21 protein-coding genes are annotated in these 26,353 nt (G+C 60.6%); 9 read left to right on the plus strand and 12 right to left on the minus strand.

Translation table 11 applies throughout. From position 1 onward, the window contains the following. Positions 1-61 precede the first annotated feature (61 nt). Together HK44_RS14965 and HK44_RS14970 are read left to right on the plus strand one after the other, a co-directional pair. On the plus strand, positions 62-445 hold the full coding sequence (locus HK44_RS14965; RefSeq protein WP_019690697.1) for a VOC family protein: 384 nt from the start codon (positions 62-64) through the stop codon (positions 443-445). 252 nt (positions 446-697) lie between these two features. After that, a complete protein-coding gene (locus HK44_RS14970; protein ID WP_024264961.1) occupies positions 698-1,393 on the plus strand; it encodes a tRNA (adenine(22)-N(1))-methyltransferase in 696 nt (231 codons plus the stop codon). A 64-nt stretch (positions 1,394-1,457) separates the two neighbouring features. Here the strand turns inward: HK44_RS14970 and HK44_RS14975 are convergent, their stop codons facing one another. From HK44_RS14975 to HK44_RS15005, 7 genes are all read right to left on the minus strand, one after another. Continuing rightward, positions 1,458-2,351 (minus strand): LysR family transcriptional regulator, encoded by an 894-nt coding sequence (locus HK44_RS14975; RefSeq protein ID WP_019690695.1) that lies wholly within the window; start codon positions 2,349-2,351, stop codon positions 1,458-1,460. Positions 2,352-2,575: 224 nt separating this feature from the next. Further along, entirely contained in the window at positions 2,576-3,568 is a 993-nt protein-coding gene (locus HK44_RS14980; RefSeq protein WP_019690694.1) for an aldo/keto reductase, read from the minus strand. A 280-nt stretch (positions 3,569-3,848) separates the two neighbouring features. After that, positions 3,849-6,947 carry an efflux RND transporter permease subunit gene (locus HK44_RS14985; protein ID WP_019690693.1) on the minus strand — a complete coding sequence of 1,033 codons (3,099 nt, stop codon included), beginning with the start codon at positions 6,945-6,947 and terminating at the stop codon, positions 3,849-3,851. Further along, on the minus strand, positions 6,944-8,056 hold the full coding sequence (locus HK44_RS14990; RefSeq protein WP_019690692.1) for an efflux RND transporter periplasmic adaptor subunit: 1,113 nt from the start codon (positions 8,054-8,056) through the stop codon (positions 6,944-6,946). Before HK44_RS14990 ends, HK44_RS14985 begins: the two co-directional genes overlap by 4 nt. Positions 8,057-8,086: 30 nt before the next feature. Continuing rightward, positions 8,087-9,592 (minus strand): efflux transporter outer membrane subunit, encoded by a 1,506-nt coding sequence (locus tag HK44_RS14995; RefSeq protein WP_019690691.1) that lies wholly within the window; start codon positions 9,590-9,592, stop codon positions 8,087-8,089. A gap of 117 nt (positions 9,593-9,709) precedes the next feature. Next, positions 9,710-9,925, minus strand: a complete 216-nt coding sequence (locus HK44_RS15000) for a hypothetical protein (protein WP_019690690.1) — start codon at positions 9,923-9,925, stop codon at positions 9,710-9,712. Positions 9,926-10,048: 123 nt separating this feature from the next. Continuing rightward, positions 10,049-12,946 carry an AAA family ATPase gene (locus HK44_RS15005; protein WP_019690689.1) on the minus strand — a complete coding sequence of 966 codons (2,898 nt, stop codon included), beginning with the start codon at positions 12,944-12,946 and terminating at the stop codon, positions 10,049-10,051. A gap of 342 nt (positions 12,947-13,288) precedes the next feature. Here HK44_RS15005 and HK44_RS15010 point away from each other — a divergent pair, with 342 nt between their 5' ends. From HK44_RS15010 to HK44_RS15040, 7 genes are all read left to right on the plus strand, one after another. Continuing rightward, positions 13,289-14,947: a bifunctional 3-(3-hydroxy-phenyl)propionate/3-hydroxycinnamic acid hydroxylase gene (locus tag HK44_RS15010; protein ID WP_019690688.1), complete on the plus strand. Its 1,659-nt coding sequence runs from the start codon at positions 13,289-13,291 to the stop codon at positions 14,945-14,947. 2 nt (positions 14,948-14,949) lie between these two features. Further along, the gene (locus HK44_RS15015; RefSeq protein ID WP_019690687.1) at positions 14,950-15,594 is read left to right on the plus strand and encodes a TetR/AcrR family transcriptional regulator; all 645 of its coding nucleotides are present in this window, start codon (positions 14,950-14,952) and stop codon (positions 15,592-15,594) included. A gap of 264 nt (positions 15,595-15,858) precedes the next feature. Continuing rightward, positions 15,859-16,473, plus strand: coding sequence for a TetR/AcrR family transcriptional regulator (locus tag HK44_RS15020; protein WP_019690686.1), 615 nt, complete (start codon positions 15,859-15,861; stop codon positions 16,471-16,473). Positions 16,474-16,561: 88 nt separating this feature from the next. Then, positions 16,562-17,653 carry a VOC family protein gene (locus tag HK44_RS15025; RefSeq protein ID WP_019690685.1) on the plus strand — a complete coding sequence of 364 codons (1,092 nt, stop codon included), beginning with the start codon at positions 16,562-16,564 and terminating at the stop codon, positions 17,651-17,653. Positions 17,654-17,734: 81 nt separating this feature from the next. Beyond that, on the plus strand, positions 17,735-18,691 hold the full coding sequence (locus HK44_RS15030) for a fumarylacetoacetate hydrolase family protein (RefSeq protein WP_019690684.1): 957 nt from the start codon (positions 17,735-17,737) through the stop codon (positions 18,689-18,691). Beyond that, positions 18,691-20,592, plus strand: coding sequence for an acyl-CoA synthetase (locus tag HK44_RS15035; protein WP_019690683.1), 1,902 nt, complete (start codon positions 18,691-18,693; stop codon positions 20,590-20,592). Before HK44_RS15030 ends, HK44_RS15035 begins: the two co-directional genes overlap by 1 nt. Positions 20,593-20,753: 161 nt before the next feature. Continuing rightward, the gene (locus HK44_RS15040; RefSeq protein WP_019690682.1) at positions 20,754-22,073 is read left to right on the plus strand and encodes an outer membrane protein transport protein; all 1,320 of its coding nucleotides are present in this window, start codon (positions 20,754-20,756) and stop codon (positions 22,071-22,073) included. 342 nt (positions 22,074-22,415) lie between these two features. Here the strand turns inward: HK44_RS15040 and HK44_RS15045 are convergent, their stop codons facing one another. The 5 genes from HK44_RS15045 to HK44_RS15065 all read right to left on the minus strand — a co-directional run bounded on the left by HK44_RS15045 (position 22,416) and on the right by HK44_RS15065 (position 26,292). Beyond that, positions 22,416-22,670 carry an Ada metal-binding domain-containing protein gene (locus tag HK44_RS15045; RefSeq protein WP_019690681.1) on the minus strand — a complete coding sequence of 85 codons (255 nt, stop codon included), beginning with the start codon at positions 22,668-22,670 and terminating at the stop codon, positions 22,416-22,418. Next, positions 22,667-23,278, minus strand: a complete 612-nt coding sequence (locus tag HK44_RS15050; RefSeq protein ID WP_019690680.1) for a DNA-3-methyladenine glycosylase family protein — start codon at positions 23,276-23,278, stop codon at positions 22,667-22,669. Before HK44_RS15050 ends, HK44_RS15045 begins: the two co-directional genes overlap by 4 nt. A 181-nt stretch (positions 23,279-23,459) precedes the next feature. Continuing rightward, the gene (locus HK44_RS15055) at positions 23,460-23,912 is read right to left on the minus strand and encodes a chromate resistance protein ChrB domain-containing protein (protein WP_019690679.1); all 453 of its coding nucleotides are present in this window, start codon (positions 23,910-23,912) and stop codon (positions 23,460-23,462) included. An 84-nt stretch (positions 23,913-23,996) separates the two neighbouring features. After that, positions 23,997-25,355 carry a chromate efflux transporter gene (gene chrA, locus HK44_RS15060; protein WP_019690678.1) on the minus strand — a complete coding sequence of 453 codons (1,359 nt, stop codon included), beginning with the start codon at positions 25,353-25,355 and terminating at the stop codon, positions 23,997-23,999. Then, complete coding sequence (locus HK44_RS15065; protein ID WP_024264962.1) at positions 25,348-26,292, minus strand: chromate resistance protein ChrB domain-containing protein; 945 nt, start codon at positions 26,290-26,292, stop codon at positions 25,348-25,350. The genes chrA and HK44_RS15065 overlap by 8 nt, the downstream gene beginning before the upstream one ends. Between the last annotated feature and the right edge of the window lie 61 nt (positions 26,293-26,353).

Genomic DNA, 26,353 nt, shown 5'->3' on the forward strand with positions numbered 1-26,353 from the left:
TCCCTGACGGCGCTGCAACACCAACCCTAACCCACCTCGTTTTACCTTGGAGAGATAATAAATGAGTATCTTCACCCACGTTACAGTCGGCACCAACGACCTGAACAAAGCCCGTGCTTTCTATGACAGTGTATTGGGTAAGCTGGGCCACAAGCGTATCGCCGATCTGGCCGACAATGGCTCGATCTGGGGCGAGAGTGCACCATCGTTCTTCGTCCTTAAACCGGCCAATGGTGCACCCGCCAGCGTCGGTAACGGCGTCACTGTCAGCTTCGAGGCGCAGAACCGCGCTGCAATCGATGCTTTCCATGCTGCCGCCATAGCTGCCGGTGGTACAGACGAAGGCGCTCCGGGCCCGCGGGGCTGGGCACCGAACGCCTATGCCGCCTACGCACGCGACCTGGACGGCAACAAGCTGGCCGCTTACTGCTTCAATCCAGCCTAGGCCTGAAGGTAAGGCCTTGTCCTCCACATTCAGGGAGGCCAAGGTTGAATCAGTCACGGTCTCTCAGGCTCTGCAAAGGTCGGCCCAAAGCGGCCCGTAACCAGGGTTCGCTTTGGGCCGATGCGCAAGCGCCAGGTTCGAGGCGAGCCATGGTCCTGGTCGCATAAAGTTGAAATGCACGGCATTGCCCGACAGAATCGCGCCCCGATCCGGCCAAAGGTGCTGGATGTTTGTGGTGAAAAGGGGCTGCAGTTGAACGAACAGACATTGTCCATGCGCCTGGAACGCGTGGCGGGGCATGTGCCGGCAGAGGCGCGTCTGGCCGATATCGGCTCGGATCACGGCTACCTGCCGGTGGCGTTGATGCGCCGTGGCGCTATCGCGGCGGCGGTGGCCGGCGAGGTGGCATTGACGCCGTTTCGTTCGGTCGAACGCACCGTGCGCGAGAACGACCTGGACCAGCAGATCACCGTGCGCCTGGCCAACGGCCTGGCGGCGATCGAGCCGGGAGACGGAATCACGGCGGTCAGTATCTGCGGCATGGGCGGTGAGACGATCCGCGACATTCTCGACAGCGGCAAGGCGCGCCTGAGCGGCCAGGAGCGCCTGATCCTGCAGCCCAACGGCGGCGAGCAGCCACTGCGCCAATGGCTGATGGAAAATGGCTACCGCATCCTCTGCGAGGAAGTGCTGCGGGAAAACCGCTTCGACTACGAAATCATCGTCGCCGAGCGCGTCGGGCCGGTGATGTACACCGCCGAGGAGCTGTACTTCGGCCCTCTGCAGATGCAGGCACGCAGTCCGGCGTTCCTGGCCAAGTGGCAGCGCATGCTGCGCGAGAAACAGAAGACCCTGAGCAACTTCGCCCGAGCGCGGCAGGCCGTGCCAGAGGAGAAGGTGCAAGACATCGCCCGGCAGGCCCGGTGGATCACCGAGCTGCTGGCTTGAACCCGGTTCGGGGTTCTACGAAAAGATGAGCGTTGCACGCCAACGCGCCTCAATAATCGACCACTCAGCGCGTATGGCGCAGTGCGTCAACCACTATGCCAAACGCTGACGAATGCTCACGGCGGTTAGGGTAATAGAGATGGTAGCCAGGAAAGGGTTGGCACCAATCCTCCAGTACCCGCACCAGGCTCCCGTCGGCAAGCTCCTTCGCTACCATATCTTCTGGCAGGAAACCTAACCCGCAGCCCGCGACTGCGGCGCGCAGGATGGGCAGGCTGCTGTTGAACGTCCACTGACCTTCGACACGCGCTTTGAGCTCGTGACCGTCCTTTTCAAAATCCCATTGCAGGAGGCTCCCATGGGTAGGCAGACGCAGATTGATGCAACTATGTTCTGCAAGGTCGCCTGGCACTTTCGGCGGGAGCCGCCGCTTGAAGTACTCAGGGGAGCCCACTACCGTCATGCGTAACTGAGGGCCGACCGGAACGGCAATCATGTCCTTGGCGACTTGATCGCCAAGGCGTACGCCTGCGTCGTAGCGTTGCGCGACAATGTCGGAGAGGGCGTAGTCGACCGTGATTTCGACCTTGATGTCCGGGTAGTCGGGAAGCACCTTCAACAGCTTGGGCCATAGAATATTGTTCGCCGCGTGTTCCGAGGCTGAAATCCGCACGTTGCCTGCCGGGGTGTCCCGAAACTCGCTGACGGCAGCCAATTCAAGTTCGATTTCTTCGAACCGCGGCGCCATCGAGAGATACAGCCGTTGACCCGCCTCGGTGGGAGACACGCTGCGTGTGGTTCGGGTCAACAGTCGAACGCCCAGTCGAGCCTCAAGGGCACGCATTGTGTGGCTCAGGGCGGACTGCGAGACGCCCAGTTGGGCGGCGGCGCGGGTGAAGCTGCCCTCGCGGGTTATGACCACGAAGGCTTGGAGGTCATTGAGATTGGCTCGGGACATTGATGAGAAACTCTCATGAAGGGCACGGGATTATCCCATGTAATCATGTCCCGCCTGGATGCGTGCATTATTTGTATTAACGGCACAGGCCCTTGACCGGGCCGCCCGCGATATGGGGCTGATTGGCCACACGGGTGTTTTAGCAGTCATCGGTAAAAGTGCCCCATGCATTGTTCATCACTGCGTTCGGGTCGGTAGTGTTCCCGTTAGCTTCCAGGGGGAATTCAGAGCCCGGTCATCTTCAGCGCAGGCTCGGGCAGGCGATCACCTTGCACCTGGATTCGGGAAATCTGCTCATCGATAAAGCGCAGATCCTCGCCGGTCAGCTCCAGTTCTACGGCCCCGAGGTTCTCCTCCAGGCGGTGCTGCTTCGTCGTGCCCGGTATCGGGACAATCCAGGGTTTCTGGGCCAGCAACCAGGCCAAGGCCACCTGCGCGGGCGTCGCCTCTTTGCGCTGTGCGACGGCCTTTACCACTTCGACCAGCGCCAGGTTGGCCTTGCGTGCCTCAGGGGAAAAGCGGGGGACGATGTTGCGGAAGTCGCAAGCGTCGAACTGCGTGTTTTCGTCGATCTTGCCGGTGAGGAAGCCGGCGCCGAGCGGGCTGAACGGCACGAAGCCGATGCCCAGTTCCTCCAGCACAGCCAGGAGTCCGTCTTCCGGGCCTCGCCAGAACAGCGAGTATTCGCTTTGAACCGCAGTCACTGGCTGAACCGCATGGGCACGGCGAATCGTCTCGATACCGGCTTCCGACAAGCCGAAGTGCTTGACCTTGCCTTCGGCGATCAGGTCCTTGAGGGTGCCGGCGACATCTTCGATCGGCACCTCGGGATCCACACGATGCTGGTAGAACAAGTCGATGCGGTCAGTGCGCAGGCGCTTCAACGAGGCCTCTGCCACCGCCCGGATATGCTCCGGCCGGCTGTTGGTGCCGCTGCCCCGTTCGCCGGTAATCAGATTGATGTCAAAACCGAACTTGGTGGCCACGATCACCTGATCGCGAATCGGCTGCAGGGCTTCACCCAATAGCGCTTCGTTGCTGAAAGGGCCGTACGCCTCTGCGGTGTCGAAGAAGGTGATGCCGCGATCATGAGCCGTGCGGATCAGTTTTATCATGCCCTGCTTGTCGGCGGCCGGCCCGTACGCCGACGTCATACTCATGCATCCAAGGCCCAGTGCGGACACTTGCAGAGTGTTACCCAGTTTGCGAGTGTTCATTGGTCTACTCCCATACAGAAATCTAGAGGCGCATCCGATCAATTACACGAGCCTGAATGCCGCTGTAGAAACATTAAGCGAGCTAACGGAGGGGGACTAGATGGGTAAATTGGCATGGACTTATGAGGGAGATTCATCAGTCCAGTCTGCAACACACCCAATCCTGTGTAGGCAGGAGGCGTGTTGCAGACGAAGCAGAGACCTCAATTTTGTTCAGAAGCGGCGCTGAGCAATCCTTCCTGATAGCGGTGAGGCCGGTCGCACAACGCCACGGCACTCATCATTCAGAAGCAAGCGTGGCATCGCCCTTCATCGGTTGAGTGCCAACGACCGTCTGGCGACCCACCTTGAACCATGCGGCGTACAGCGCCGGGACGAAGAAGATCGTCAGTAGCGTCGCCACGGTCAGGCCGCCCATGATCGCAATGGCCATCGGCCCCCAGAACACACTGCGCGTCAGCGGGATCATGGCAAGTACGGTGGCCAGTGCCGTCAGCATCACCGGACGGGCTCGGTGAATAGCGGCATCCAGCACGGCATTCCACGGGGCACGCCCTTCAGCAATCTCGGTTTGCACCTGGTCGATCAGGATCACCGAGTTGCGCATGATCATGCCGCCCAGTGCGATGATGCCCAGGATCGCGACGAAGCCCAACGGCGACTGGAACACCAACAGCGCCGGCACCACACCGATCAGGCCCAGCGGTGCAGTCAGTATCACCATCCACATGCGGGAAAAGTTCTGCAGTTGCAGCATCAGTAGCAGCAGGATGGTGATCAGCATCAGTGGAGCCACGGCGAGCAGCGCCTTGTTGGCCTTGTCACTTTCCTCCACCGCGCCACCCACGTCGATGCGATAGCCCGTCGGCAGTTTGGCTTCGATGTCCTTGAGCAACGGCTGGATTTCCTGTGTCACCGATACACCTTGCTCGCCATCCTTCACGTCGGCACGCACCGTGATCGCCATGTCGCGGTTGCGGCGCCACAGCACCGGCTCTTCCAGTTCAGAGTGCACCCGTGCGATTTGCGACAGCGGCACCACCGTGCCCTGGCGCGTGTACAGGTTGATGTCTTTCAGCGTGTCGAGGTTCAAGCGTTCCTCAGGCACGGCACGGGCCACGATGTCGATCAGGTCCTCGTGCTCACGCAGCTGCGACAAGGTGGCGCCATTCATCACGGTCTGGGTCGCCAGCGACACGTCGGCCGGCGTGAGGCCCAGCGCGCTTGCCTTGTCCTGATCAAGCTGCACTTTCAGCGTGCGAACCGGGTCGTTCCAGTCGAGCTGGAGGTCGCGCACCTTCGGACTGGCCCCGACCACCTTCTCCACATCGCGGGCGATCCGACGCACCACTTGGGTATCGGGGCCGACAACGCGGAACTGCACCGGGTAACCGACGGGCGGCCCCAGTTCAAGCCGGGTTACGCGCACCCACGCCTGCGGGAACTGCTGGTCGGCGGTGGCCATCAGCCGGGTGCGTACCCGCTCGCGCGCATCCAGATCCTTGGTCATTACGACGAACTGGGCAAAGCCCGGATTTGGCAGCTCGGGATTGAGCGAGAGATAGAAACGCGGTGCGCCGGCGCCGGTGTAGGCGGTGAAGTACTTGACCTCCTGATCCTTCGACAGCTGTGCTTCCATCCGCTTGACCTGCTCGGTGGTCGCCGCGAAGGACGAACCTTCTTTCATGCGCAAGTCAACGACCAGCTCAGGGCGTGAACTGTTGGGGAAGAACTGCTGCGGCACAAACTTCATGCCGGCCAGCGCCAGCGCCAGGGAGCCAAACGTTGCACCGATGACCACCCAGCGGCGCTCGATGGCGGTGTCGATCAGGCCGCGCAGCTTGCGGTAGAACTTCGAGTCATATGGATCGCCGGCATGCTGGTGCTTGCCGAAATCCTTGGGCAGCATCTTGACCGCCAGGTACGGCGTGAAGATACCCGAGCAGATCCACGAGAACAGCACCGCGGCACCGACGATCCAGAAAATGCCACCCGCGTACTCGCCGGTGGTGGACTTCGAGAGGCCGATGGGCAAGAAGCCCACGACGGTGATTAGCGCGCCGGTCAGGCGTGGCATGGCGGTGGACTGGTAGGAGAAGGCGGCCGCCTTCACGCGGTCCATGCCGGCCTCCATCTTCACCACCATCATTTCGATAGCGATGATCGCGTCATCGACCAACAGCCCGAGTGCGATGATCAGCGAGCCGAGCGAGATGCGCTCCAGGTTCCAGCCCATCGCCAGCATCACCAACGCCACGCCACCCAACACCAGCGGCACCGAGGTCGCGACCACAAGGCCGGTGCGCCAGCCGAGACTGGCCAGGCTCACCGCGATCACGATGATCAGCGCTTCCATCAGCGACCGCTCGAAGTCCCAGATCGCGTCCTTCACCGTGGAGGGTTGGTCGGCCACGCGCTCCAGTTCGACGCCGTGCGGCAGTTCGGACTGGATCTTGTCGACCGCCGTCTCCATCGCCTTGCCGAGGTCTACGATATTGCCGTCGCTGGTCATCGTGATGCCAAGCATCAGCACCGGCTGGCCATTGTGGCGGACCGTGTAGGTTGGCGGGTCCTCAAAGCCACGCGAGACGGTCGCAATGTCGCCGAGCTTGATCAACCGCCCACCCGCGGTGATGGGCACGTTGCGGATAGCGTCTTCGCTGGCGAACTGGCCGCTCATGCGGACCATGACGCGGTCGCCGTTGGTGTCGATCTGGCCGGCGGGCAACAGGGCGTTCTGGCTCTTCAGGCTTTCGGCGATGGCCAGCGGTGTAATGCCCAGCGCTGCCAGGCGCTCATGCGAGAACTCGACGTAGACACGCTTGGCCTGCTTGCCGATGACATCGATCTTCTTGACCATCGGCACTTTCAGCAGGCTGCGCTTGATGTCCTCGGCCGCGTCCGACAACTCGGCGTGACCGACACCGTCGCCCTTGACTGCGTACATCAGGCCATACACGTTGCCGTACTCGTCGTTTACGATTGGGCCGATCACGCCGTCAGGCAGCTCTCGGCTCAGGTCGTTGAGTTTCTTGCGCGCCTGATACCAGGCCTCGCGCTGGTCGGCCTTGGAGGTGCCACCGCGCACGGTCAGCGTCATGCCGGCGTAGCCTTGCCGCGCGTAGGTGACCACCTTCTCGAAGTTGTCGATCTGCTCGAATTTCTTCTCCATGCGATTGAGGACCTGGTCTTGCATCTGCTGGGCGGTAGCGCCCGGCCAGATGACGATCGTGGTCATGGAAGGCACGGAAAAGCTCGGATCCTCGAGCTGACCGAGCCGGGTGAAGCTGAAGACACCGGCCACCGCGACAATGAGGAGCATGAACAGGACGATGGCGCGGTGACGCAGCGCCCAGTCGGTGAGGTTGAAGTTGTTCATCGGGCGGCCTGCTGCGTGGTATTCGCGTCAACAATTGCCGCGCCGGGAAGCGCGACCTTCAGTCCGGACGTCATTTTCTGGACCCCGGCGGTGACGACCAATACGCCAGCCTGCGGCCCGGAGACGAGCACTTCGTCGTTGCGATAGCCCCAAACGGCCACTCGCTCCAGTTCGACGGTGCCGACCGGATCCTTGCCCGCGGGCGTGACTACCCACAGCGCCGGCTGACCGCCGCTTTGCGTCAGTGCCGTGGCGGGTACTGCTGCCACCGAGACATTTGTCATCTTGCGCTCGGCCATCACCGTGGCGGTGGCGCCCAGTGGCAGCGCGTTCACTGGTTTGAGTCGCGCGCGATAGGTGCGCGTCTGCGCTGCAGCCTGCGGCGACAGCTCGCGCAGCGTGACATCGAAGGTCTCGTTTGGCGCGCTGGCTAGCGAGGCCTTGAAACGCGCCTCCTTGAAGGCAGACAGCTGATTCTCGGGCACATCGACGACGATCTCGGATTCATCCGGATTTGCCACTGAGACAACCGGCTGGCCCTGCGCCACGATTTGCCCCGCCTCAAAGCGCACAGCCGTGACGACGCCGCTTCGAGAGGCGCGCAGCACGGTGTACTTGAGGCGGTTGCGCGCGAGCTCAAGCTTGCGCGCCTCGGCTTCGGCGGTCGCATGCGCGGTCTGGGCATTGGTATGGGCACGCTCGTCGTCGGCCGCACTGACCGAGCCGTCAACCTTCAGCGCGGTCAGGCGCTGGCGATCCGAGTCGGCCTGATGCGTCTGCTCGACGGCAACCGCCCACTGTTGCTGCGACGCTTCTTCAGCGAGTCGGTAGTCGCTGTCATCCAGCACAGCCAGTATGTCGCCTTCGTGCACAAACTGGCCTACATCGACCTTGCGCTGGGCGACCTTGCCGTCAACGCGGAAGGCCTGTTCGACTTCATGCCGCGACTGTACGGTGCCCACGTAGCGGCTGGCTTCGCGGGCATTGTCATAGTTGATTACAACGGTGCGTACTGGCCGTGGTGCCTGCACGGCGGGCTGGTCCGGGCTACACGCGGACAGCATGACGGCGACGGCCAGGGCGCCGGCCGCAGTAAGGGAATTCTTCAAGGCGGTTCCTCTTTGAAAAGCGACAGGTTCTCAGGACAGTGGTGGCCGGTCGGCGTCGGTGGCTGCGCTGGGGGTGGCGGGTTGTTCGAACACCTGCCAGCCCCCGCCCAGTGCTTTGTAGAGCTGCACGCTATCGAGCAGCAGGCGGGTGTTACTGTCGTTGGCGTTCAGGCGTGCTGCCAGGCGCGCCCGCTGCGAATCCAGCAGCGGCAACAGGTCGATCTGGCCGCGGTTATAGAGTGACTGTGCGCGGTTCTGCGCGGACTCCGCGGACGCGGCGGCCAATTGCAGCGACCCGGTGCGGCGGCGTTCCTGCGACAGCGTGACGAGGGCGTTCTCCACATCCTCAAGTGCCCGTACGATGCCGTCTTCGGCGCGCAGCAGTGCCTCGTGTTGAGCACTTTCGGCAGCCTCGTTGATCGCTTGTGTACGCCCGGCGTTGAAGATCGGCATCGCCAGCAGGCCCGCCACGTTGGTGAAGCGTGCAACGCCGAGGTCGGCGCCGTTCACATTAAGGCCCTGGCGACCGAAGGACGCGCCGAGGAAAAGTTGCGGGAACCACTCGGCGGCGGCCTGCTGGCGGCGCGCATTGGCTGCGTCGAGCTGTGCCATCAGCGCCAGCACGTCAGGTCGGCGTTGCAGCAGCGCGGCGGGCTGCCCCGGCTTGGCCTCGGGCACCGTTGCCACATCGCTACTTGAGGGCTGGATGTTCGCGTTATTGAAGGACTGGTCGGCGATCAGCACCGCGATACGATGGCGCGACACAGCCGCCAGCGTTTCCAGCGGCGGAATCTGCGCCCGCGCCGATAAGGCGTCGGTCTGCGCGCGCTCGACGTCGAAGGCGGATGCCAGCCCCGCCTGCTGGCGCGCGGTGATCAGGCGCAGCGTCTCGTCCTGCATCGCCGAGATGGCGCGCAGCGTCGCGACCTGGCGCTGCGCGCCGACCAGTGAGAAGTAGTTGCTGACAACGTCGCTCATCACCAGCAGGCGTACGCCGCGCATGCTGTCCTGCGCGGCCAGCGCATCGGCGTTGGCCGCCGCTGCACCAGCGCGCAGGCGACCGCTCAGGTCGAGTTCCCAAGAGACGTCCAGGCCCACACCGGTGGTCTTGGTATCCGGAACAGCCTGTTTCGCGGCCGAGTTGTAGCCGGTGCTGCTATCGCTGCCGGAGACGGATGCGCCGACGCTCGGGAACAGCCAGGAACGGCTGACCGTTTCGCCGGCACGCGCGGCGCGCAGGCGCTCGGCGGCAATCTTGACGTCGCGGTTCTCGCGCGCTGCTCGGCGCACCAGATCCGTCAGCACCGGGTCGTGGTAAACCTCCCACCATGCCGCCTCGGGTTCCATCTCGGAGGATGTGCTCGCGGCGAAGTTGCTCGGCAGTTCGACCGACGGCTTGACGACCGGGGTGGAGCAGCCGCCCAGGGCGAGGGCGATTGAAGTGGCAAGGGCGGCTGCAACGGCGAGCCCGGCCCGTTGCAAGGTCGCCCGACCGGTGTGGAGGGGCAGTGGAAAGGAAACTGGAAGTCGCGGCATCGCATTGGACTCGTGTGGATTCGAGATGGCAACAGCGTAGGGTCAGGTATGCGCGAAGTCGTCAGCGAAGCGTCGCCGTTCGGTCGCCATATCGAACGTTCATTGATGTTGCAGACGTCACTCGCCGTCGGTATCTGTCGTGTGCTCGCCGGTCGCCGACACGAGGTCCGAGGCAATCGACTCCAGCAGCTCTTCGGCGGACGAGAACTCGCGCTGACGCCCGGTGACGAGGTTTTCGAGGCGGCCGACGAGGGCCCCCGGCGCAGCATCGCCACGCAGTTTCACTACGTACGAGCGGCGGCTCGGGTACTTGGATTCAGGGTTCAGGATCATCGCAGACCAGGGGCTCAAGAAAGTTCGACCACAGCGTAGGCCGCCCCCTGGGTCGAGTCGTAAGCGAAAGGTCAGACTTCGGTCGGGACTGCGCCGCTCCCACAGGGTTGCGCCCTTGGCGCTTCAAGCAGGCTTGGCAGCCTGAAGCAGTGAGCGTGCACGTTTCACCAACTCGGTTCCGTCAGTTTCGGGTGACTGGTCAATCAGCGTCGCCAATGCCTGGTGGTCCTCGGCGGTGGCGCCGTGGTGCTCGCACAGTTCGACCAGCGCGAGCAGTTCCAGCCACGGTGCTTCCTGAGCACGAGCCTCCTCAATCGCATGCCGAACGGCAGTGTTGCCAGCGTCGAGCCGGCCCTGCATTCGCGCAATCGCTGCCTCCAGTAGCAACAGTTGCGGCAGGTATACGCGCTCGCCCAGTTCTTCCCCGACCCGTAGTGCTTGCTCCAGCTCGACGCGGGCGGCGTCGTAATCTCCCGCCAGCAGCAACGCCTCGGCGGCGTAGCCGAGCACCTCACTGGCGCCGGCGCGCATGCCGAGCCCGGTGTGTTCTTCGTAGGCCTCGCGGATGCGTCGGTAGCCGTCGCGCGGCGCGCCATTGCGCGCGTCGGCCCAGCCGCGCCACCAGCGGCAAGCCGTACGTCCCAATGCGAGCGAATACTTATCGACCAGCGTCTGCATGTCGTCAGCCAGCGCTGCTACGCGCACAGGGTTGCCCATCCGCACCTCGATCAACACCTCCTGCCAGGTGGCGACCAGCCAGGTCATAGGTTGGCGAAGCATCTGCGCGCGGGTCCGCGCCTGCTGCATGTGGGTTCGGCCTTGCTCTATTAGCCCGGAACGTACGAGCTCTATGGCCAGCATTCCGTGCAGCATGACCTGAGGATCAGCTGCAAAAATCTCGTCCGCCTCGATGTCCAGCGGCTCGGCAATCGCGAAGGCGCGCTCCAGCCAACTGCGGGTTGTTTGTGTGTGACCCTGAAGGTGATGCACTTCGCCCTGCACGATGCACGCCGCCAGCATGAGCGCTGGATCGTTCGTCTCGGAGGAGAGGGTTTCGGCACGTTCCGCCACCTCCAGCGCCAGCGCATAGTCGCCGCGCAGACCCAGCAGATAGCCGAATCCGTGCAGCAGTCGACCGCGCATTGGATGCTCGGGTACATCCGCTAGCAGTGTGTACGCGCGTTCGAACGCGTTCCTGGCTTCGTTGCCGACACCGAACGTGTGAAACGCCGACACGCCCTGCAGCGTGGCCAAGGTAATTTCTAGCGTAGCGCGCTCGGTCCCGCCCGGAGCCTGCGTCAGCAGGGCCAACGCGCGCTCAGTGAGGGCGATGCACAAGGCCGGGCTGAAGTGCAGCAGCGCGGCTTCTGCGGCCTCGGCGTAGTAGCGCAGCGCAATCATCGGCTGCCGGGCCCGGTCAAAGTGCATTGCCAGCTCCGAGGCAGCAATCGGTACACCGGCCGTGCGCTCGCGTTCGAGGGCCGCGCCCACCTGGCGATGGAGGTGAGTGCGCAATGAACGGGGCGTGCGGTCGTACAGCACCTGGCGGAAGAGAGCATGCCGGAACGAGTAGGGTAGCTCTACCGTCTCTTCAACTTCGGTGGCCCGCGACCGTGTGAGCCATAACTGCTCGCGCACCAGTTCCTCGCAGGTGTCGGCCACAGAAGCGAGGTCGCGCTCGAGGGCCAGCGAAACTGTCTCGACCCGGAATTCGACTCCGCACACCGCTGCCGCCGAGAGCAGCGCACGCTGCTCCTGTCCGAGCTTGGAAATGTAGTGATCGATGATGGCCGCGAGGTTCTCGGGGACCGCCAATCCTGCCAGCCGGGCCTCAATGGTGGCATCGTCGTCCGTTGGGGCTATCACCTCACTGATGACAGACGATACAAACAACGGCACACCGTCAGTGCGCTCGTGCAGGGCCCGCACGAAAGTTTCATCTCGCGCCAACGAGAGGGAATGCAGCGCAACATAGTCAGCGACCTCGGTTTCCGAGAACGGATCGAGCACCACTTCCTCGCACAGACGTTGCAGGCGCAGTTCGTGGCGCAACGAGCTGAGCGGATGATCGAGCGCTACCACCTCGGCGAGGCGAAAGCTCGACAGCCACATAAACCGCATGCGGCTACGTCGCCGCGCCAGATAGTCGATGAGCTGGACCGTCGCCCGATCGCTCCAGTGCAGGTCTTCGGTCACCAGCAACAGCGGGCGCTGCTCCGTGTAGCGGTCCAGCAGTTCGCCCATTTCCCGCAGCATGCGGTCCGGACCGATGCCGGCAAGCTCGCGCCGCAATGCGTCGCGCTCCTCTGTAGTGCTTAGCCACGGCAGTTGCAGCAGCCAGGTCGGCGCCACGGCGCGCAACAGCGCCGGCAGGGTGGGGTCGCTGCGGCACAGATCGGCCAATGCCTCCAGCACCGGCAGGTACGGCTCACCGCTGCCGTAGTGTTCCACGCAATGGCCGCGTGCGCAGGCGATGCCGCCAAGGCTGGCGAGGAAATGTTCGATCAACGTGGTCTTGCCAATCCCCGGTTCTCCAGCGAGCCAGACCACCGCACGTTGGCCGCCGTAAGCCCGCTCCCACGCCCGTTGCAGTCTTGAAACCTCGTCGGTGCGACCGATGAATGGCGGCGACGGTTGCGCACCAGCCGGGGGTAACGTCGTGGATGCAGGCGACATCGACGGGGCAGGGGACGGCGCAGCGATGAAGCGATAGCCGCGCCGCGACACCGTCTCGATAAAGCGGGGCTGCCTGGGGTCGTCGCCCAACACTTTGCGCAGATCGCTGATGGCCGTCTTCAGCACTGAATCGCTGACAAACCGATGCCCCCACACGGCATCAAGCAAGGCATCCTTGGTCACCAGCGATCCCGGCTGGCGTGCAAGTACGCACAGCAGAGTGAAGGGTGTCGGCGCCAACGCCACGGCTTCTCCATTACGTAACAAGCAGGCGTTGGCCTCGTCGAGCTCGAACTCGACGAAGCAGAGTTGGACGGGGTTCGGATGGAGCTGCGGACGCGCCACGTTTGATTCCTGAAGACTAAAAACATAGTTGTGCGCTGTGAAGCATGGCTTCCATGACAACGCTGATCGGCTTAGAAGCCAAGCCTCACCGGTCGGAAACTGACGCGGGCGTGACTTCACTCCTCAGGCATCCGGGATTCATCTCTTCGGACCAGACTCGATTGGCCAGCCCCCTGACACCTTCAGCACAACCCAAGTGGCCTCATTTGGGTGTAGTAATGATCTCAAAAAAATAATGACTAAAACATCAATATTGAAATATCTCTCAATATTGCATACCTTCACATTGCCTGACGATGAGACCGGCGCGTCTCACGACTTCAATCACAACAAGGGCTCGATATGAACAACAACAAGAAAGTATCCGAATTGCCGCCCGCCGCCGTCGATGTGCTGGTCGTCGGTAACGGTCCGGTCGGTGCGACAATCGCGGCGCTGCTCGGCCGCTATGGGGTCAAGACACTGGTGCTGGACAAGATCCATGAGATCGTTCTAATGCCCCGCGCCATTGCCCTGGACAACGAGGCGCTGCGTATCCTGCAACTCGCCGGATTGTCGGAGGACTCATTCGAGAAGATCGCTATCCCTGAAGTGAGGATGCACTCTCCGGTTCTCGGGCAATTCGGTCGCGCCAACACCGCTGGGTGTATCGACGGCCATCCCAAGCTTGTGACCTTCTACCAGCCCGACCTCGAGCGGGCGATGCGCAGCCAGGTTTCCCGGCTGAAGTCAGTGACCAGCCTCGGCGGCTTCGAACTCGAGAACCTGGTCGAGGAGGCGGATGGCGTCGTCGCCTCCGTACGGGATCAGGAGGGTCACTTGCATTCCGTTCACGCCCAGTACGTGATCGGTGCGGATGGCGCAAGCTCCAGGGTCAGAACCCTGATTGGCCAGGAGTTTGAAGGGCAGACCTATGCGGAGGATTGGCTGATTGTCGATGTCATGAACCGGCATAAGTCAGCGATTGATCACATTGAGTTTCTCTGTGATCCACGGCGCCCAACGCCGCACATGCCCGCACCCGGTGGCAGGGAGCGCTGGGAGTTCATGCTGCAACCAGGCGAATCGCGCGAAGAGCTGGAAAGCCCGGAAAGCATCGCCCGGCTGATTGCGCCATGGATCAAACCGCAGGAGCTGGAAATCGAACGCAAGGCGGTGTATCGATTCCATGCGCGCTGCTGCAACAGATTCAGCAAGGGCCGCATCTTCCTCGCCGGTGACGCCGCGCACATCACTCCGCCTTTTGTCGGGCAGGGGCTCGTAGCGGGACTTCGAGATGGCGCCAACCTGGCCTGGAAACTGGCCTGGGTCCTTCGCGGTTATGCCGCGCCGGCGGTACTCGATACCTATGACGTAGAGCGCCGCCCCCATGCCCAGGCGATGATCAATCTAGCGAAACTCATGGGTCGCCTGGTGATGCCCAAGAACAAGCTCGCAGCTTTCTTCATCCACGGCCTGATGCGCATGCTGACATTGACTCCCGCTACCCGGAGGTACTTCGAACAGTTGGACATCAAGCCGAAGAACATCTTCAAGCACGGTCTGTTCGTGAAGCATCGTCGGGGCGACAAGCTGGTACGTGGCAGCCTGTTTCCGCAGGCCTGGGTTCGCAACACGCAAAAGCAGGTTCAACTGAGCGACGATGCACTTGGGGACAACCTGACCCTGGTTGGTTTCGGCGTAGACCCATTGTCACTGCTGACCACTGCTCAAGTCGTTTCCTGGGAAAAAATGGGCGGTCACTTCCTGGAAATCAGAACGCGCGGCCAACGCTCCGGCGGCCGTTGCGACTTCATTGAAGACCTGAACCATGACATCCTGCCGCTGGCGGCTAAAGGCACGCTCGTCGCGATTCGCCCTGACCGCATCATCATGCACCACGCTCCCGGCTTCGATGCTGGCAGTCTCATTCGAGACTGCCAGATCCTGATGGCTTGCACCGATTCCACTGCCGATAGCGTTTCCATTACCATCAACGAACCCCCTCGATTAAGAGCCTGAAGATGCCGTCCCCCACTTGTCCTTCAGAAGCAACTGCGCAAGAGCCTCTCACCCGAGGCCACAAAAAGCGTGAACGCACCCGTCGCGGCCTGGTGGACGCGGCATTGCGTCTTGTCGCACGTAAGGAGGTGGGGGAGATTGCGCTGCTCGATGTCGCTGCGGAGGCCGAGGTATCCAACGGCACCATCTACAACTATTTTCGAACACGCGACGAAGTACTCGAGGCGGTTGGCATCGCCATGGCGACCGAGTTCTCCGATGCCATTTCCACCCTGAGTTCGGACGTGCACTGCGGTGCACACCGGCTGTCGATTGGTGTGCGCATGTTCGTATGCCGGGCTGCGTACGACCATCAATGGGCCAACGCGCTGCTGCGCATCATCCATTCCGATCGGACCATGCGTTCGCGCTTGGCTGCCCACGTGCTGGGCGACCTGCGTGATGGCCTGCGCGCGGGCACTTTGGCTTACGAGGACGAAGGGATCGCCCTGGACATGGTCGTATCGTGCACAACCGGAGCCATGCGTTCGGTGGTCGAGGGGCGTGCGGCGCCGGAGCACGATCTGCTGGTCGCCGAGATGATTCTCAAGGCTCTGGGCGCAACACCTGCCAGAGCCAAGCGAATCGCTGGTAAGCCGCTCCCCTAAGTCCTGATGTCATCTTCGGCCCGCTAGGCCTTGCCAGGAAGGCGAGCCAGAAGTCCTACCGATATGAACACTAGTGTTCATTGTATTCGATTTGTAGAAATCCATAGTCCCCTCGTTGGTCTAGCCATATCGCTCATTACGTCCATGATAATGAGGGGTGTAACGGTATTTATTATGGAATACGTTCTTAATTCAAAAAACCTTGTTGACGCCAGATGAACACGAGTGTTCAATTGGTCCATATGGTAATTCTGGAGAGAGAGCGTGGAATCCCTGAATCCGATACAGCGCCGTATTCATCAAGCCGCCTTTCGCCTGTTTGCTGAAAAAGGCAGCGCTCAGGTGAACATCCTCGACCTTGCGCAAGAGGCAGGAGTGGCGCGCGGAACGATCTATAGCAATATCGACAGCATGGAAAGCCTGTTCGAGGAGGTCGCCAGCTATCTCGCGAGGGAGATGCATGAGCGTGTCAACAAGAGTTTCGATTCCCTCTGCGATCCGGCTCAGCGCCTTGCCAATGGCATTCGCTTCTTCATTCGTCGCGCTCACGAGGACTCCCTGTGGGGGGCCTTCATACAAAAGTTCGCCATGAGCAATTCTTCGTTGCGCGAAATGTTCAGCAGCCAAGCAACGACTGATCTTCTGGGCGGACTTTCCAGTGGACGGTACACGTTTGCGCAGGAGCAATTGCTCTCAGTACTGACGCTGATATCAAGCAGCGTCCTTGGCTCGATTTTCCTGGTGCTGGAAGGGCACAAAACCTGGCGCGAATCGGGCTCTGACACGGCCGAGCTAGTGCTGCGGGCATTGGGTGTGCCTCACGAGGAGGCTAGAGCGCTGGCGACCACAGAGTTGCCGGCACTTCCCCCACTCGACTAAGCGCGGTAACCGACCCGACAAAAAACACCTCTGGCATTTTCAGAGGTGCGGGGAACGTTTTGGCCTGAAAAAACGGAAAACAAGAATAATGAACAACAAAAATGCACTGCCCCAGTTGACGACACAACATCCTGCCCGGCATCCGCAGCCGACGGTGAAGGCCCAGGATCTGACTCACCTGATCTTTCAAAGGCCGGACTTGAACGAGGCGGCGCGTTTCCTGACCGACTTCGGCTTGACGGTCAGTCATCAGAGCTCCGATACGCTTTATCTGCGCGCCACTGGAGCGGCTCCCTATTGTTACCGTGTCCATCGTGCAGACCATGCACGCTTTATCGGGTTCGGACTGGCAGTCCAGTCGCTCGAGGATCTGCAAAAGCTGGCTCGAGTCCCGGGCGCGTCATCGGTCGAGAAATCGGCGCATCCTGGCGGCGGGCATTACGTCAGGCTGACTGATCCTTCCGGGTTCATTGTGGAAGCTGTGTGCGACCTGGCTCCAGGTAAAACCCTGGTGCACAGAGCTCCACTTTCCTGGAATCTGACGCAAGAGCAGCCACGCATCAACGCCACGCAGCGCCCACCGATTGCACCGCCTGAAATACTCAAACTGGGCCACATTGTGATTGAAGTGGCCGATTACCAGGCGACTTGTGCCTGGTATACGCAGCATTTCGGGTTTATTCCCAGCGACGTGCAGGTACTCCCCGACGGCACACCTATCGTCGCCTTCATGCGCCTTGACCTCGGTGAGATTCCAACGGCTCACCATACGCTCGCGATAGCGCAAGGGTTCATGGCTACTTATAGCCATAGCGCCTATGAGGTCGTCGATGCAGATGCGGTGGGCATGGGGCAGCGTGTCCTGCGGGAGCGGGGCTGGGAACACTCATGGGGAATCGGCCGGCACATCCTGGGCAGTCAGATCTTCGACTACTGGCAAGACCCTTGGGGCGATAAGCACGAGCATTACTGCGACGGGGATATCTTCACGGATGCACAGCCTACGGGCATTCATCCTGTGAGCCCCGAGGCGATGGCGCAGTGGGGGCAGCGCATGCCCAAGAGTTTTACCAAACCCAAGATGAACTTGACCAATCTGCGTGTGCTGATTCGCAACCTGCGACGCAGCCCGGACCTGACCATTCGCAAGTTGATAACGCTGATGCGGATGTTCGGGTAGATCCGCCAGCCCTTCCTCAGAACAACACCACCGTTCTCGTGCTGTCGCGCGCGGGACAAACACGCTCCAGGAGTACCTTCAATGTCTGCTGTACACGTCGTCCGCTTTGAGTTTCAGAACGGTATCCACTGGGGCGTGCTTCGCCAAAGCCGTATCACTATTGTTCCCGGTGTTTTTGAAACCACCGGTGACTTCATTCGCCAGAACAGTATCGACGACCTCGCTCGAATAAACGGTACGGAGTTGGATGAAGGCGAAGTGAAACTGCTGTCGCCCGTGACCCGTAACCAACAGTTCGTCTGCCAGGGCGCCAACTACCGTCAGCACATGATCGAGTCGGGCATGGACCCGGATGCGAAGAAATTCAACATGATCTTCACCAAGGCGACGAGTTGCCTGGTGGCGGCTGACAGCGACCTGATCAAGCCGCGCAGCGTGCGCTTCCTTGATTACGAGATCGAACTGGGGCTGGTGATGAAACGCGCGATCACCGGCGCCGTGACTGTCACCGACGCTAACCTGCATGAGTTCATCGCCGGCGTCGTCATCGTCAATGACTACTCGGCTCGCGACATTCAGATTCCCCAGATGCAGTTCTACAAGGGCAAGAGCTTCCGCACGTTTGGTCCGGTCGGTCCCTACCTCTGCCTTCTGGATGCCAAGGACATGCATTACCTCAAAGCACTGCAGCTGCGCCTGACGGTCAACGACCAGGTGCGACAGAACGACAGCACGGCGAATCTGGTTTACGGCCCCGCAGAAACCCTGACCGAGCTCTCCTCCCTGCAAGATCTCGCCACTGGAGACCTGATCGCCACCGGTACCCCTGCGGGCTGTGCGCTAACGGTACCTTCGCCTGCCAAACAACGCATTGCGGCGCTGATGCCGGAAGCCACCAAGTGGAAGTTTTTCCTCAAGGCGCAGGAAGGTCGGACGCAGTATCTCCAGGCGGGTGACGTGGTCGAGGCGCGCATTCGCAGTGCCGATGGTGTGATTGACCTCGGCGTGCAACGCAACCGTGTCGTGGAGGAAGTCTGATGGTCGTGCAGACGTTGAGCGACATTGAAAATCTCGAACGAGTCCCCTTGCCGGAGCGTGGCCTGTCTTCCAGCACTTATGAAGCGTTGAGACGTGCGGCCGGGCGTACTCCCGACGCGCCCGCATTGAGTTTCTTCGCCGACGCCACTGACTTCAAAAACACCCACGACTGGAGCTATTCCGAGCTCTTCGCGGATATCACCCGTGCGGCGAATGCCTTCCATGACCTGGGCATAAAACCGGGCGAAGTGCTTGCGTTCATCCTGCCCAACCTGCCGGAAACCCATTTCACTATTTGGGGCGGGGAGGCGGCAGGTATCGTCATGGCAATCAATCCTCTGCTCGAAGCCAAGCAGATGGCCGGCTTGCTGAATGCCGCGAAGGCCTCCGTGGTGGTGACACTCGCGCCGACTCCGGGTAGCGATCTGTGGCCCAAACTGGCTTCGCAGCTGGATCAGTTACCCGCAGTCAGGTCTGTCGTTTGGATCAGCATGGAACCCTATGTCGCCGAACCTGTGCGCGGGATCCTGAAAGCCGTGGCACTGAAGGAGCGAGCCGTGCACAGCGCAATCGCGATCCATGATTGGCGATCGCTGATGAATACGCAGCCGCACACACACCTGAAGAGCGGTCGGCAAATTCGCCAGGATGAGTGCTCCTCCTACATCTGTACTGGCGGTACCACCGGGCTCCCCAAGATCGCCACGCGTACCCATGGCTCGGAAGTGTTCAATGCATGGGCCATGGCTGCTCACATGCAGCCACGCAGCAGTGGCCAGGTTATCTTTTGTGGCCTGCCGCTGTTTCATGTCAATGGACAACTGGTGACGGGACTGATGCCTTGGACTCAAGGCGACCATGTGATCCTCGGGACGCCTCATGGGTATCGTGGCGAGGGGGTGATCCAACGATTCTGGGAGATGGTCGAGCACTTCGGTATCAACTTCTTTTCCGGCGTACCCACTGTCTACGCTGCACTGTTGCAAAATGAATGGCAGGGCCGCGACCTATCCAGTCTTCGCTATGCCATGTGTGGCGCCGCCCCTATGCCAGCTGAGCTTTTCCGGGAGTTCGAGCGCCGGACCGGAGTAAAGATCCTTGAAGGTTATGGCCTGACTGAGGGCGCCTGCGTTTCCTCGATCAATCCGCCTCATGGCGAGCGTCATATAGGCTCCATCGGGATACGGATCGCCTACCAGAATATGCGTGCAGTCTTGCTCAATGATTCTGGAGAGTACGTGCGTGATGCCAATGTGGATGAGACCGGCCTCATCACGATCAGTGGTCCGAACCTCTTCGGTGGCTATCTGGAGGAGAGCCATAACCGCGGCCTCTGGATCGATATCGACGGTCAGCGCTGGCTGAATACGGGTGATTTGGGTCGCCAGGATGCGCAGGGTTACTTCTGGCTGACCGGGCGCAAGAAGGAGTTGATCATCCGCGGCGGCCACAACATCGATCCCAAGCAAATCGAGGAGGCTCTGCAGGCGCATCCTGCTGTCGCCCTGGCCGCTGCAATCGGCAGCCCCGATGTCTACTCGGGTGAGGTGCCGGTCGCCTACGTTCAACTGCGCCCCGGGCAAGCCTGCAACGTCGAAGAACTTGAGGCGTTCGCTCATCTCCACATCAGCGAGCGGGCAGCAGTTCCCAAGCGCATTGAAATCCTCGAAGCGCTGCCACTGACTGCCGTGGGCAAGATATTCAAGCCGGCCTTGCAGCAGCGGGAAATTGCCAGAGTGGTCCATCAGGCAGTGGAACGCCTGGGGCTTTCGGATATTGCAGTGGAGGTCGTGCAGGATAATCGCCGAGGGACTGTCGCCTGCATCAGGGCCGGAACTGACCAGCAAGTCCTGGCTCCTCTCCTCGGACACTACAGCTTTCAAGTCGAGTGGCTTGAATGAGCCCGAATTCGCTTTCGTAAGTCCAGCAAACAGGTCCTGGCACTCATCAGTCAGGGCCTTTTACACAACTTCGATCCACTCCAACTGGCACTGACAAGTGCACAGGAAGGCGAAGCCTTGCCTGCGTGCAATCAACAAAAACAATAAACAAGAGGTGGAATATGAAACTCAATAGCCGTGCGGTCCTGTGTCTCTCAGCTCAGCGCAAGTGTGCTGCGTGGATCAAGTTCACCAGCGCCATGGCACTGCTCAGCGCCTCTACACTGGCAAGCGCGAATGGCATTGCCCTTAACGAACAAAGCGCCAGCAGTGCGGGAACGGCTTATGCGGGAAGGTCGTCCTCCGCGCTGGACGCCAGCACCATCTACGGAAACCCGGCAGGCTTGACCAAGTTGCAGCGCAGTGAGATTTCCGGAGGGGCCGGGATCATCTCGGGGAGCGACGAAATTAGTGATGCGCGGAGCAGTGTCTCAGGAACGAATAAGGGGGACTCGGTACCTTTGGCGGTCGTGCCTTTCGCCTATATGTCGACGCCGCTTGATGATCGTCTTTCGATTGGTCTGGGCCTCTATGCTCCGAGTGGTCTGATCAATGACTACGAAAGCAGTTTTCAGGGCCGCTACCATGGTTCCTATAGCTCGACCAAGGAGGTAACCCTGCAGCCCACCATTGCCTATCGGATCAATGATTACGTGTCCATTGGTGGCGGACCGACCATAAACCGTTTCGATGCAAACCTTCAGAATTACTTGGCCACCGGTGCCCTGAACAACGGCCAGGACACACGGGTCACCATCAAAGGCGATGACACGGCAATTGGCTACAACGTCGGCCTCTTGTTTGACTTGAGTGAGGCAACGAGTTGGGGGATTAACTATCACTCGAAGGTGAACTATCACCTCAAAGGGCATACTGAGGTTTCCGGCTCCCCGAGCGTTATCCCGCTGGACGGAAAATATCCCGCCAAGATAGATCTTACTATGCCCGAATCGGTGGATACGTCCATCACCCATCATTTCAATAGTCGCTGGACGGGATACCTGGGGACCACTTGGAAACGTTGGAGCCGGCTCGAAAAGTTCGAGGCAATCAACAGCGATGTTTCCGCCCTTGGCCAGAGTGCGGGTCTGGAGCGTGTGGGAGAACCATTGAACTGGCACGACACGTGGTCCACCGCAGTTGGCGCATCCTATCAATTGACCCCGCAATGGCTGATGCGCGCAGGTTACGCCTATGATCCGTCGCCAATTGGAAATGCCGATCGCAGCGTGCGCGTTCCGGTTGGTAACCGCCAAGTCGTGACCTTGGGCGGCGCTTATTTGCCGACTCCCGATCTGACGATAGACTTTGCTTATGGTTATCTCTGGGATTCCAAAGTCTCGGTAAATCAGCCGAACACCTCCGGTCTTCAACCGGCCTACAGTGCCAATTACGAAAACAGTGCAAATGGAATTTCAGTGCAGGCAACCTATCGGTACTGATCGACACGACAGCCCATTTCAGGGGAACCCATTTTCGCAAGCCCTCCTGAAGGTTCACCTTTAATTGACAGGCAACTATCCCTACGGGGGCGTGACGCAGTTTCGCCTGTCAATCAGCACTTACTGTCGCGAACACTTTCGCGGTAGTGGGTGGGTTGTCGGTCATAACCCATTCGAAAATGTGCTGTTCGATTTGCACGTACGGTCACCTTCATTGACTCGCTTCATGATTAGCGCTGCGAAAGATACTCAAGGGTAAGAGACGGTTGTTGGCCCGGCGTTGTCAATCCGCCCACCGGTTGAATCCGCAACCAAAAACAGCCAGTCAGGTCTGAAATTCAATCAATCTGCTTTTTTCCACTGCGCATAAGCCAGCGGTAAACACACCGCGCACGGTCGATAACCCGCATCACGGGCTGTGGTTTCATCGGCGAAAAACACCCGGTGCGCGACATAGCCGCCACGGGCAATGGCACGCAGTGCAGCAGGGCAGTCGAGTCGACCGTAGATTCGTGATCGTCGATGACCGCCCACTTGTCCGGGTTCGGCGCTGTCTAGCGCTTCGCCCTGAGCATTGATCAGCACAAAGCGTTTCATGGGTTCGGTACTCGCCACAAATACCAGGCCGCGACGGTTCTATACGGGCTCCAAGCCTGACCGATATCGACCATCTGCTTGCGGCTTGGCTGTTGCTCCAGACCTTTGAGGCGGCGGTAGCCGTCGCGCACGCCAAAGTCGTCGGCGGGCAGGATGTCCATGCGTTCGAGGGTGTAGATCAGCAGCATCTCGACTGTCCAGCGGCCGACCCCGCGTAATCGGGTCAGGCGTTCGATCAGTGCGTCGTCGCTCATCGACAGCGCCTTTGAACGATCCGGCACCAGCCCCTCCAGCGCGCCTTGGGCGATACCCTGAAGCGTGGCGATCTTGCTGCCGGAGAAACCACAGCCGCGCAGCACCTCGAATTCGCAGGCCAGCAATTGCTCGGGCGTCGGGAACGGCGAGTCGGGAAACAGGGCTATCAAACGCCCGAGAATGGCATCGCCGGCCTTGGCATGGAGTTGCTGATAAGCAATGGCCCGAACCAGCGCTTCATAGGGATCGCGAGCCGGTTTTGGCTGATGCAGGCACGGGCCGATGGCGGCGATGTGTCGCGCCCAGTCCGGGTCGATGGCGGACAGGTAGTGGCTGGCGGGGTGATAGGGCATGGAAATTCCAGGCAGAAGTTCAGGTACTGCAGGCAGATTAAAGGTCTGCCCGCAGGATCGCACCCGGTCTCTTGCGCTCGAATTTTCGCGCAGGTTGCGGCGCCATTAACGCATTCGGCCATCATGGTTTCACTGATCATGAGCCCGGCTCTGGGTCGGGCTTCGGTGTGAACAGGCGTCTTCACATCTGCGGAGGCCAGTTATGTGTCTCGCCTTGGCACTCCTTACACCAAGCGTACAGCGCGTCATACATGATCAATCCGTGCGAAAGCATTTCCTGGTCATCGGCAAAGCGTTGCGACAATCCCAGCGAAATCGCGTACAGCCCAGCCGATTGCGGCGTCAGATCAAGGCGGGAGGTATCCGCCCCGCGCACGATTTTGGCCAAATGCTGCAAGGCTGGATCACTGAGCTGGTACTTCTTCAGGAACGCATCAAAGCTGCACAGCTCACCTACGTGGGAAAGCTCAACGCCCGGAATATCGTAAGGCGTTGCATCTTTCTCAGCGGCAAGCCGCAGAACCTCTCTGCTGGGGACGTACAGGAACTCAGCCTGTGGATCAATAAAACGAGTGATCAACCAAGGACAAGCGATGCGATCAATCTTGGGTCGTTCACGGGTAATCCACCTCATGGAACACCTCCTGCCTGGTTCGACAGGCTGGATGATCCGGCAGGCCCGATGCCTGCCAGGAAACGTTTGATCGCCGCACGCTCTCTAGCGCAACAGATGCACTGCCAACCCCATGAGCGCACAGGCCATCAGTACTTGAATGACGCCACGCTTGAAGCGAAACAAGGCAATCGCTGCGGCAATGGCGATCAGCGCAGAGGGCCAGTCGAGGGTGCCGCTGAACCCTTTGGGCCACAGCACGTGATAGCCGAAGAACACCGCCAGATTAAGAATCACCCCAACCACAGCGGCAGTGATCCCGGTGAGCGGCGCGGTGAACTTGAGTTCGTTGTGCGTCGTCTCCACCAGCGGGCCACCGGCGAGGATGAACAGGAACGAAGGCAGGAAGGTAAACCAGGTCACCAGCGTCGCCGCGACGGCGCCGCCGAGAAACACCTGGTCGGCGCCGAACACCTGCGAAACATAGGCCCCGACAAAGCCGACGAAAGCCACCACCATGATCAGCGGCCCCGGCGTGGTTTCCCCCAGCGCCAAGCCGTCGATCATTTGTGTCGGTGTCAGCCAGCCATAGTGTCCGACTGCGCCCTGGTAGACATACGGGAGCACCGCGTAGGCGCCGCCAAATGTCAGCAGTGCCGCCTTGGTAAAGAACCAGGCCATCTGGGTCAAGGTACCTTCCCAACCAAAAAGTGTGGTCAAGACTGCCATTGGCAACGCCCATAACACCGCCCCGATAAGTGTCAGCAGCGCCAGTTTCAACCAACTGAACCGGGCATGTTCGGGAGAGGGGGTGTCGTCATCGATCAATGCCGGGCCGTAGGATTTTTGGGCAGCGCTGTGGCCGCCGATCCTGAACTTCTCGGGAGCAAAACGGCCACCCAGGTAGCCGATCAAGGCCGCACTGAGCACGATCAGCGGAAAGGGGACATCAAATGCAAAGATCGCCGCGAACGACGCCGCCGCGATGGCCCACAGCCAATTGTTCTTCAGCGCTCGCGAACCGATTCGGTGAGCCGCCTGAACGACGATGGCGGTCACGGCCGGTTTGATGCCATAGAAAAGCCCGGCGACTATCGGTACGTCGCCGAAGGCGATATACATCCAGGACAAGGCAATCAGGATGAACAGCGAGGGCAGCACAAACAGCCCGCCTGCGATGACACCGCCCCAGGTTCGATGCATCAGCCAGCCGATGTAGGTTGCCAGCTGCTGGGCTTCCGGCCCTGGCAGCAACATGCAGTAGTTGAGGGCGTGCAGAAATCGCCGCTCGGAAATCCAGCGCCGTCGTTCGACCAGCTCCTGGTGCATGATCGAGATCTGTCCTGCCGGCCCGCCGAAACTGATGAAACCAAGCTTGAGCCAGAACCAGAATGCCTCACGCAAACTGATCGCTTCAGGCCTTGGCAGTTCGGCTTCAACGAGCGATGGAGAAACCTTACTCATTGGGGTGTTCCTCTTTCACAAACGCGGCAAGCAGGCCGTCGAAGATGGCGCTCGCAGCAGCCAGCAAGTGGTCGTCATCCGTCATGGTTTCGCGTAGTCCGGCCAGCACTCGTTCGATGCCGGCAGCCTCCACTGGCTGAATGCCCCCGATGTCGAGGTAGTGCACGAGGGCTGCAATGCGCTCCAAACCGGGCGCCTGGACTTCAAAGCTGGCTTGCAGGGTTTCGAAGGTCACACGGTTGCCGACATGACTGAAGGTCGCCTCATCGAAATCAAAACCCAGGGCACCGGCTGGGCAGTCCTGCGGACTGTTCAACCAGAGGATCCGAGCGTGTGGATCGATGAAGCGTCGAATCAGCCAGGCACAGGCCAGTCGATCAACCCAGGGCCGTTTGCGTGTTGCCCATACGCGACCCTGAAAGTCCGCGAGACTCAGCGGCACGATTGGCTGGTCGCGGCTATGGGGTTCGTCCGCCGACAATGCGCGACTGACAGCGGTCTCAAGTTCCTGCAAAACCGCGTCGATCTGCAGCTTCGGCTTGCCAGGAAAATAATCAATAGTGGTCAGCTGTTCGTAGGCTTTGCGCAGCTTGCGAATCTGCTTGGTGGTCGCCAGTGCATTCTCGGTATTGAGCTGTGCACGGCAGGCGTCGATCTCGGCGCCTAGCTTGCTGTACTCATCGCTACGGTCGAACAACGCTACGAAGCGTTCGCCATGGGGGTCGACGACAGGCAGGACATAGGCGGTGCCATTGATGGCCAGAATATCGCGCTCGACCGAGGCCAGCGCTTCACGACAGGCGTCGGAGTCCGGCAACAGATAGGCGCCATCGCGTAACACCGCTGCCCCAGAGGCTTTCAGGGCCCGCCAGGCTCGCATGCGCTCGGTGGCATTGGCGGTCGGTAGACCAAGGATTAACGCGAGCCAGTTTTTCATGTAGAGATACATTCAAAAAAAGTTTGTATCTCTACAGTATTCCTCTCCGGGCCGATTGAAA

Source organism: Pseudomonas fluorescens HK44 (genome assembly GCF_000217955.3).
Taxonomy (GTDB): Bacteria; Pseudomonadota; Gammaproteobacteria; order Pseudomonadales; family Pseudomonadaceae; genus Aquipseudomonas; species Aquipseudomonas fluorescens_AQ.

Bases quoted from the DNA above. Each gene is read 5' to 3' on its own strand.
- HK44_RS15000 (WP_019690690.1), bottom strand. From the start codon at position 9,925: ATGATCCTGAACCCTGAATCCAAGTACCCGAGCCGCCGCTCGTACGTA.
- HK44_RS15030 (WP_019690684.1), top strand. From the start codon at position 17,735: ATGTCTGCTGTACACGTCGTCCGCTTTGAGTTTCAGAACGGTATCCAC.
- HK44_RS14985 (WP_019690693.1), bottom strand. From the start codon at position 6,947: ATGAACAACTTCAACCTCACCGACTGGGCGCTGCGTCACCGCGCCATC.
- HK44_RS14975 (WP_019690695.1), bottom strand. From the start codon at position 2,351: ATGTCCCGAGCCAATCTCAATGACCTCCAAGCCTTCGTGGTCATAACC.
- HK44_RS15010 (WP_019690688.1), top strand. From the start codon at position 13,289: ATGAACAACAACAAGAAAGTATCCGAATTGCCGCCCGCCGCCGTCGAT.
- HK44_RS15035 (WP_019690683.1), top strand. From the start codon at position 18,691: ATGGTCGTGCAGACGTTGAGCGACATTGAAAATCTCGAACGAGTCCCC.
- HK44_RS14980 (WP_019690694.1), bottom strand. From the start codon at position 3,568: ATGAACACTCGCAAACTGGGTAACACTCTGCAAGTGTCCGCACTGGGC.
- HK44_RS15040 (WP_019690682.1), top strand. From the start codon at position 20,754: ATGAAACTCAATAGCCGTGCGGTCCTGTGTCTCTCAGCTCAGCGCAAG.
- HK44_RS14965 (WP_019690697.1), top strand. From the start codon at position 62: ATGAGTATCTTCACCCACGTTACAGTCGGCACCAACGACCTGAACAAA.
- HK44_RS15045 (WP_019690681.1), bottom strand. From the start codon at position 22,670: ATGAAACGCTTTGTGCTGATCAATGCTCAGGGCGAAGCGCTAGACAGC.
- HK44_RS15065 (WP_024264962.1), bottom strand. From the start codon at position 26,292: ATGAAAAACTGGCTCGCGTTAATCCTTGGTCTACCGACCGCCAATGCC.
- HK44_RS15050 (WP_019690680.1), bottom strand. From the start codon at position 23,278: ATGCCCTATCACCCCGCCAGCCACTACCTGTCCGCCATCGACCCGGAC.
- HK44_RS15055 (WP_019690679.1), bottom strand. From the start codon at position 23,912: ATGAGGTGGATTACCCGTGAACGACCCAAGATTGATCGCATCGCTTGT.
- HK44_RS15025 (WP_019690685.1), top strand. From the start codon at position 16,562: ATGAACAACAAAAATGCACTGCCCCAGTTGACGACACAACATCCTGCC.
- HK44_RS15015 (WP_019690687.1), top strand. From the start codon at position 14,950: ATGCCGTCCCCCACTTGTCCTTCAGAAGCAACTGCGCAAGAGCCTCTC.
- HK44_RS14995 (WP_019690691.1), bottom strand. From the start codon at position 9,592: ATGCCGCGACTTCCAGTTTCCTTTCCACTGCCCCTCCACACCGGTCGG.
- chrA (WP_019690678.1), bottom strand. From the start codon at position 25,355: ATGAGTAAGGTTTCTCCATCGCTCGTTGAAGCCGAACTGCCAAGGCCT.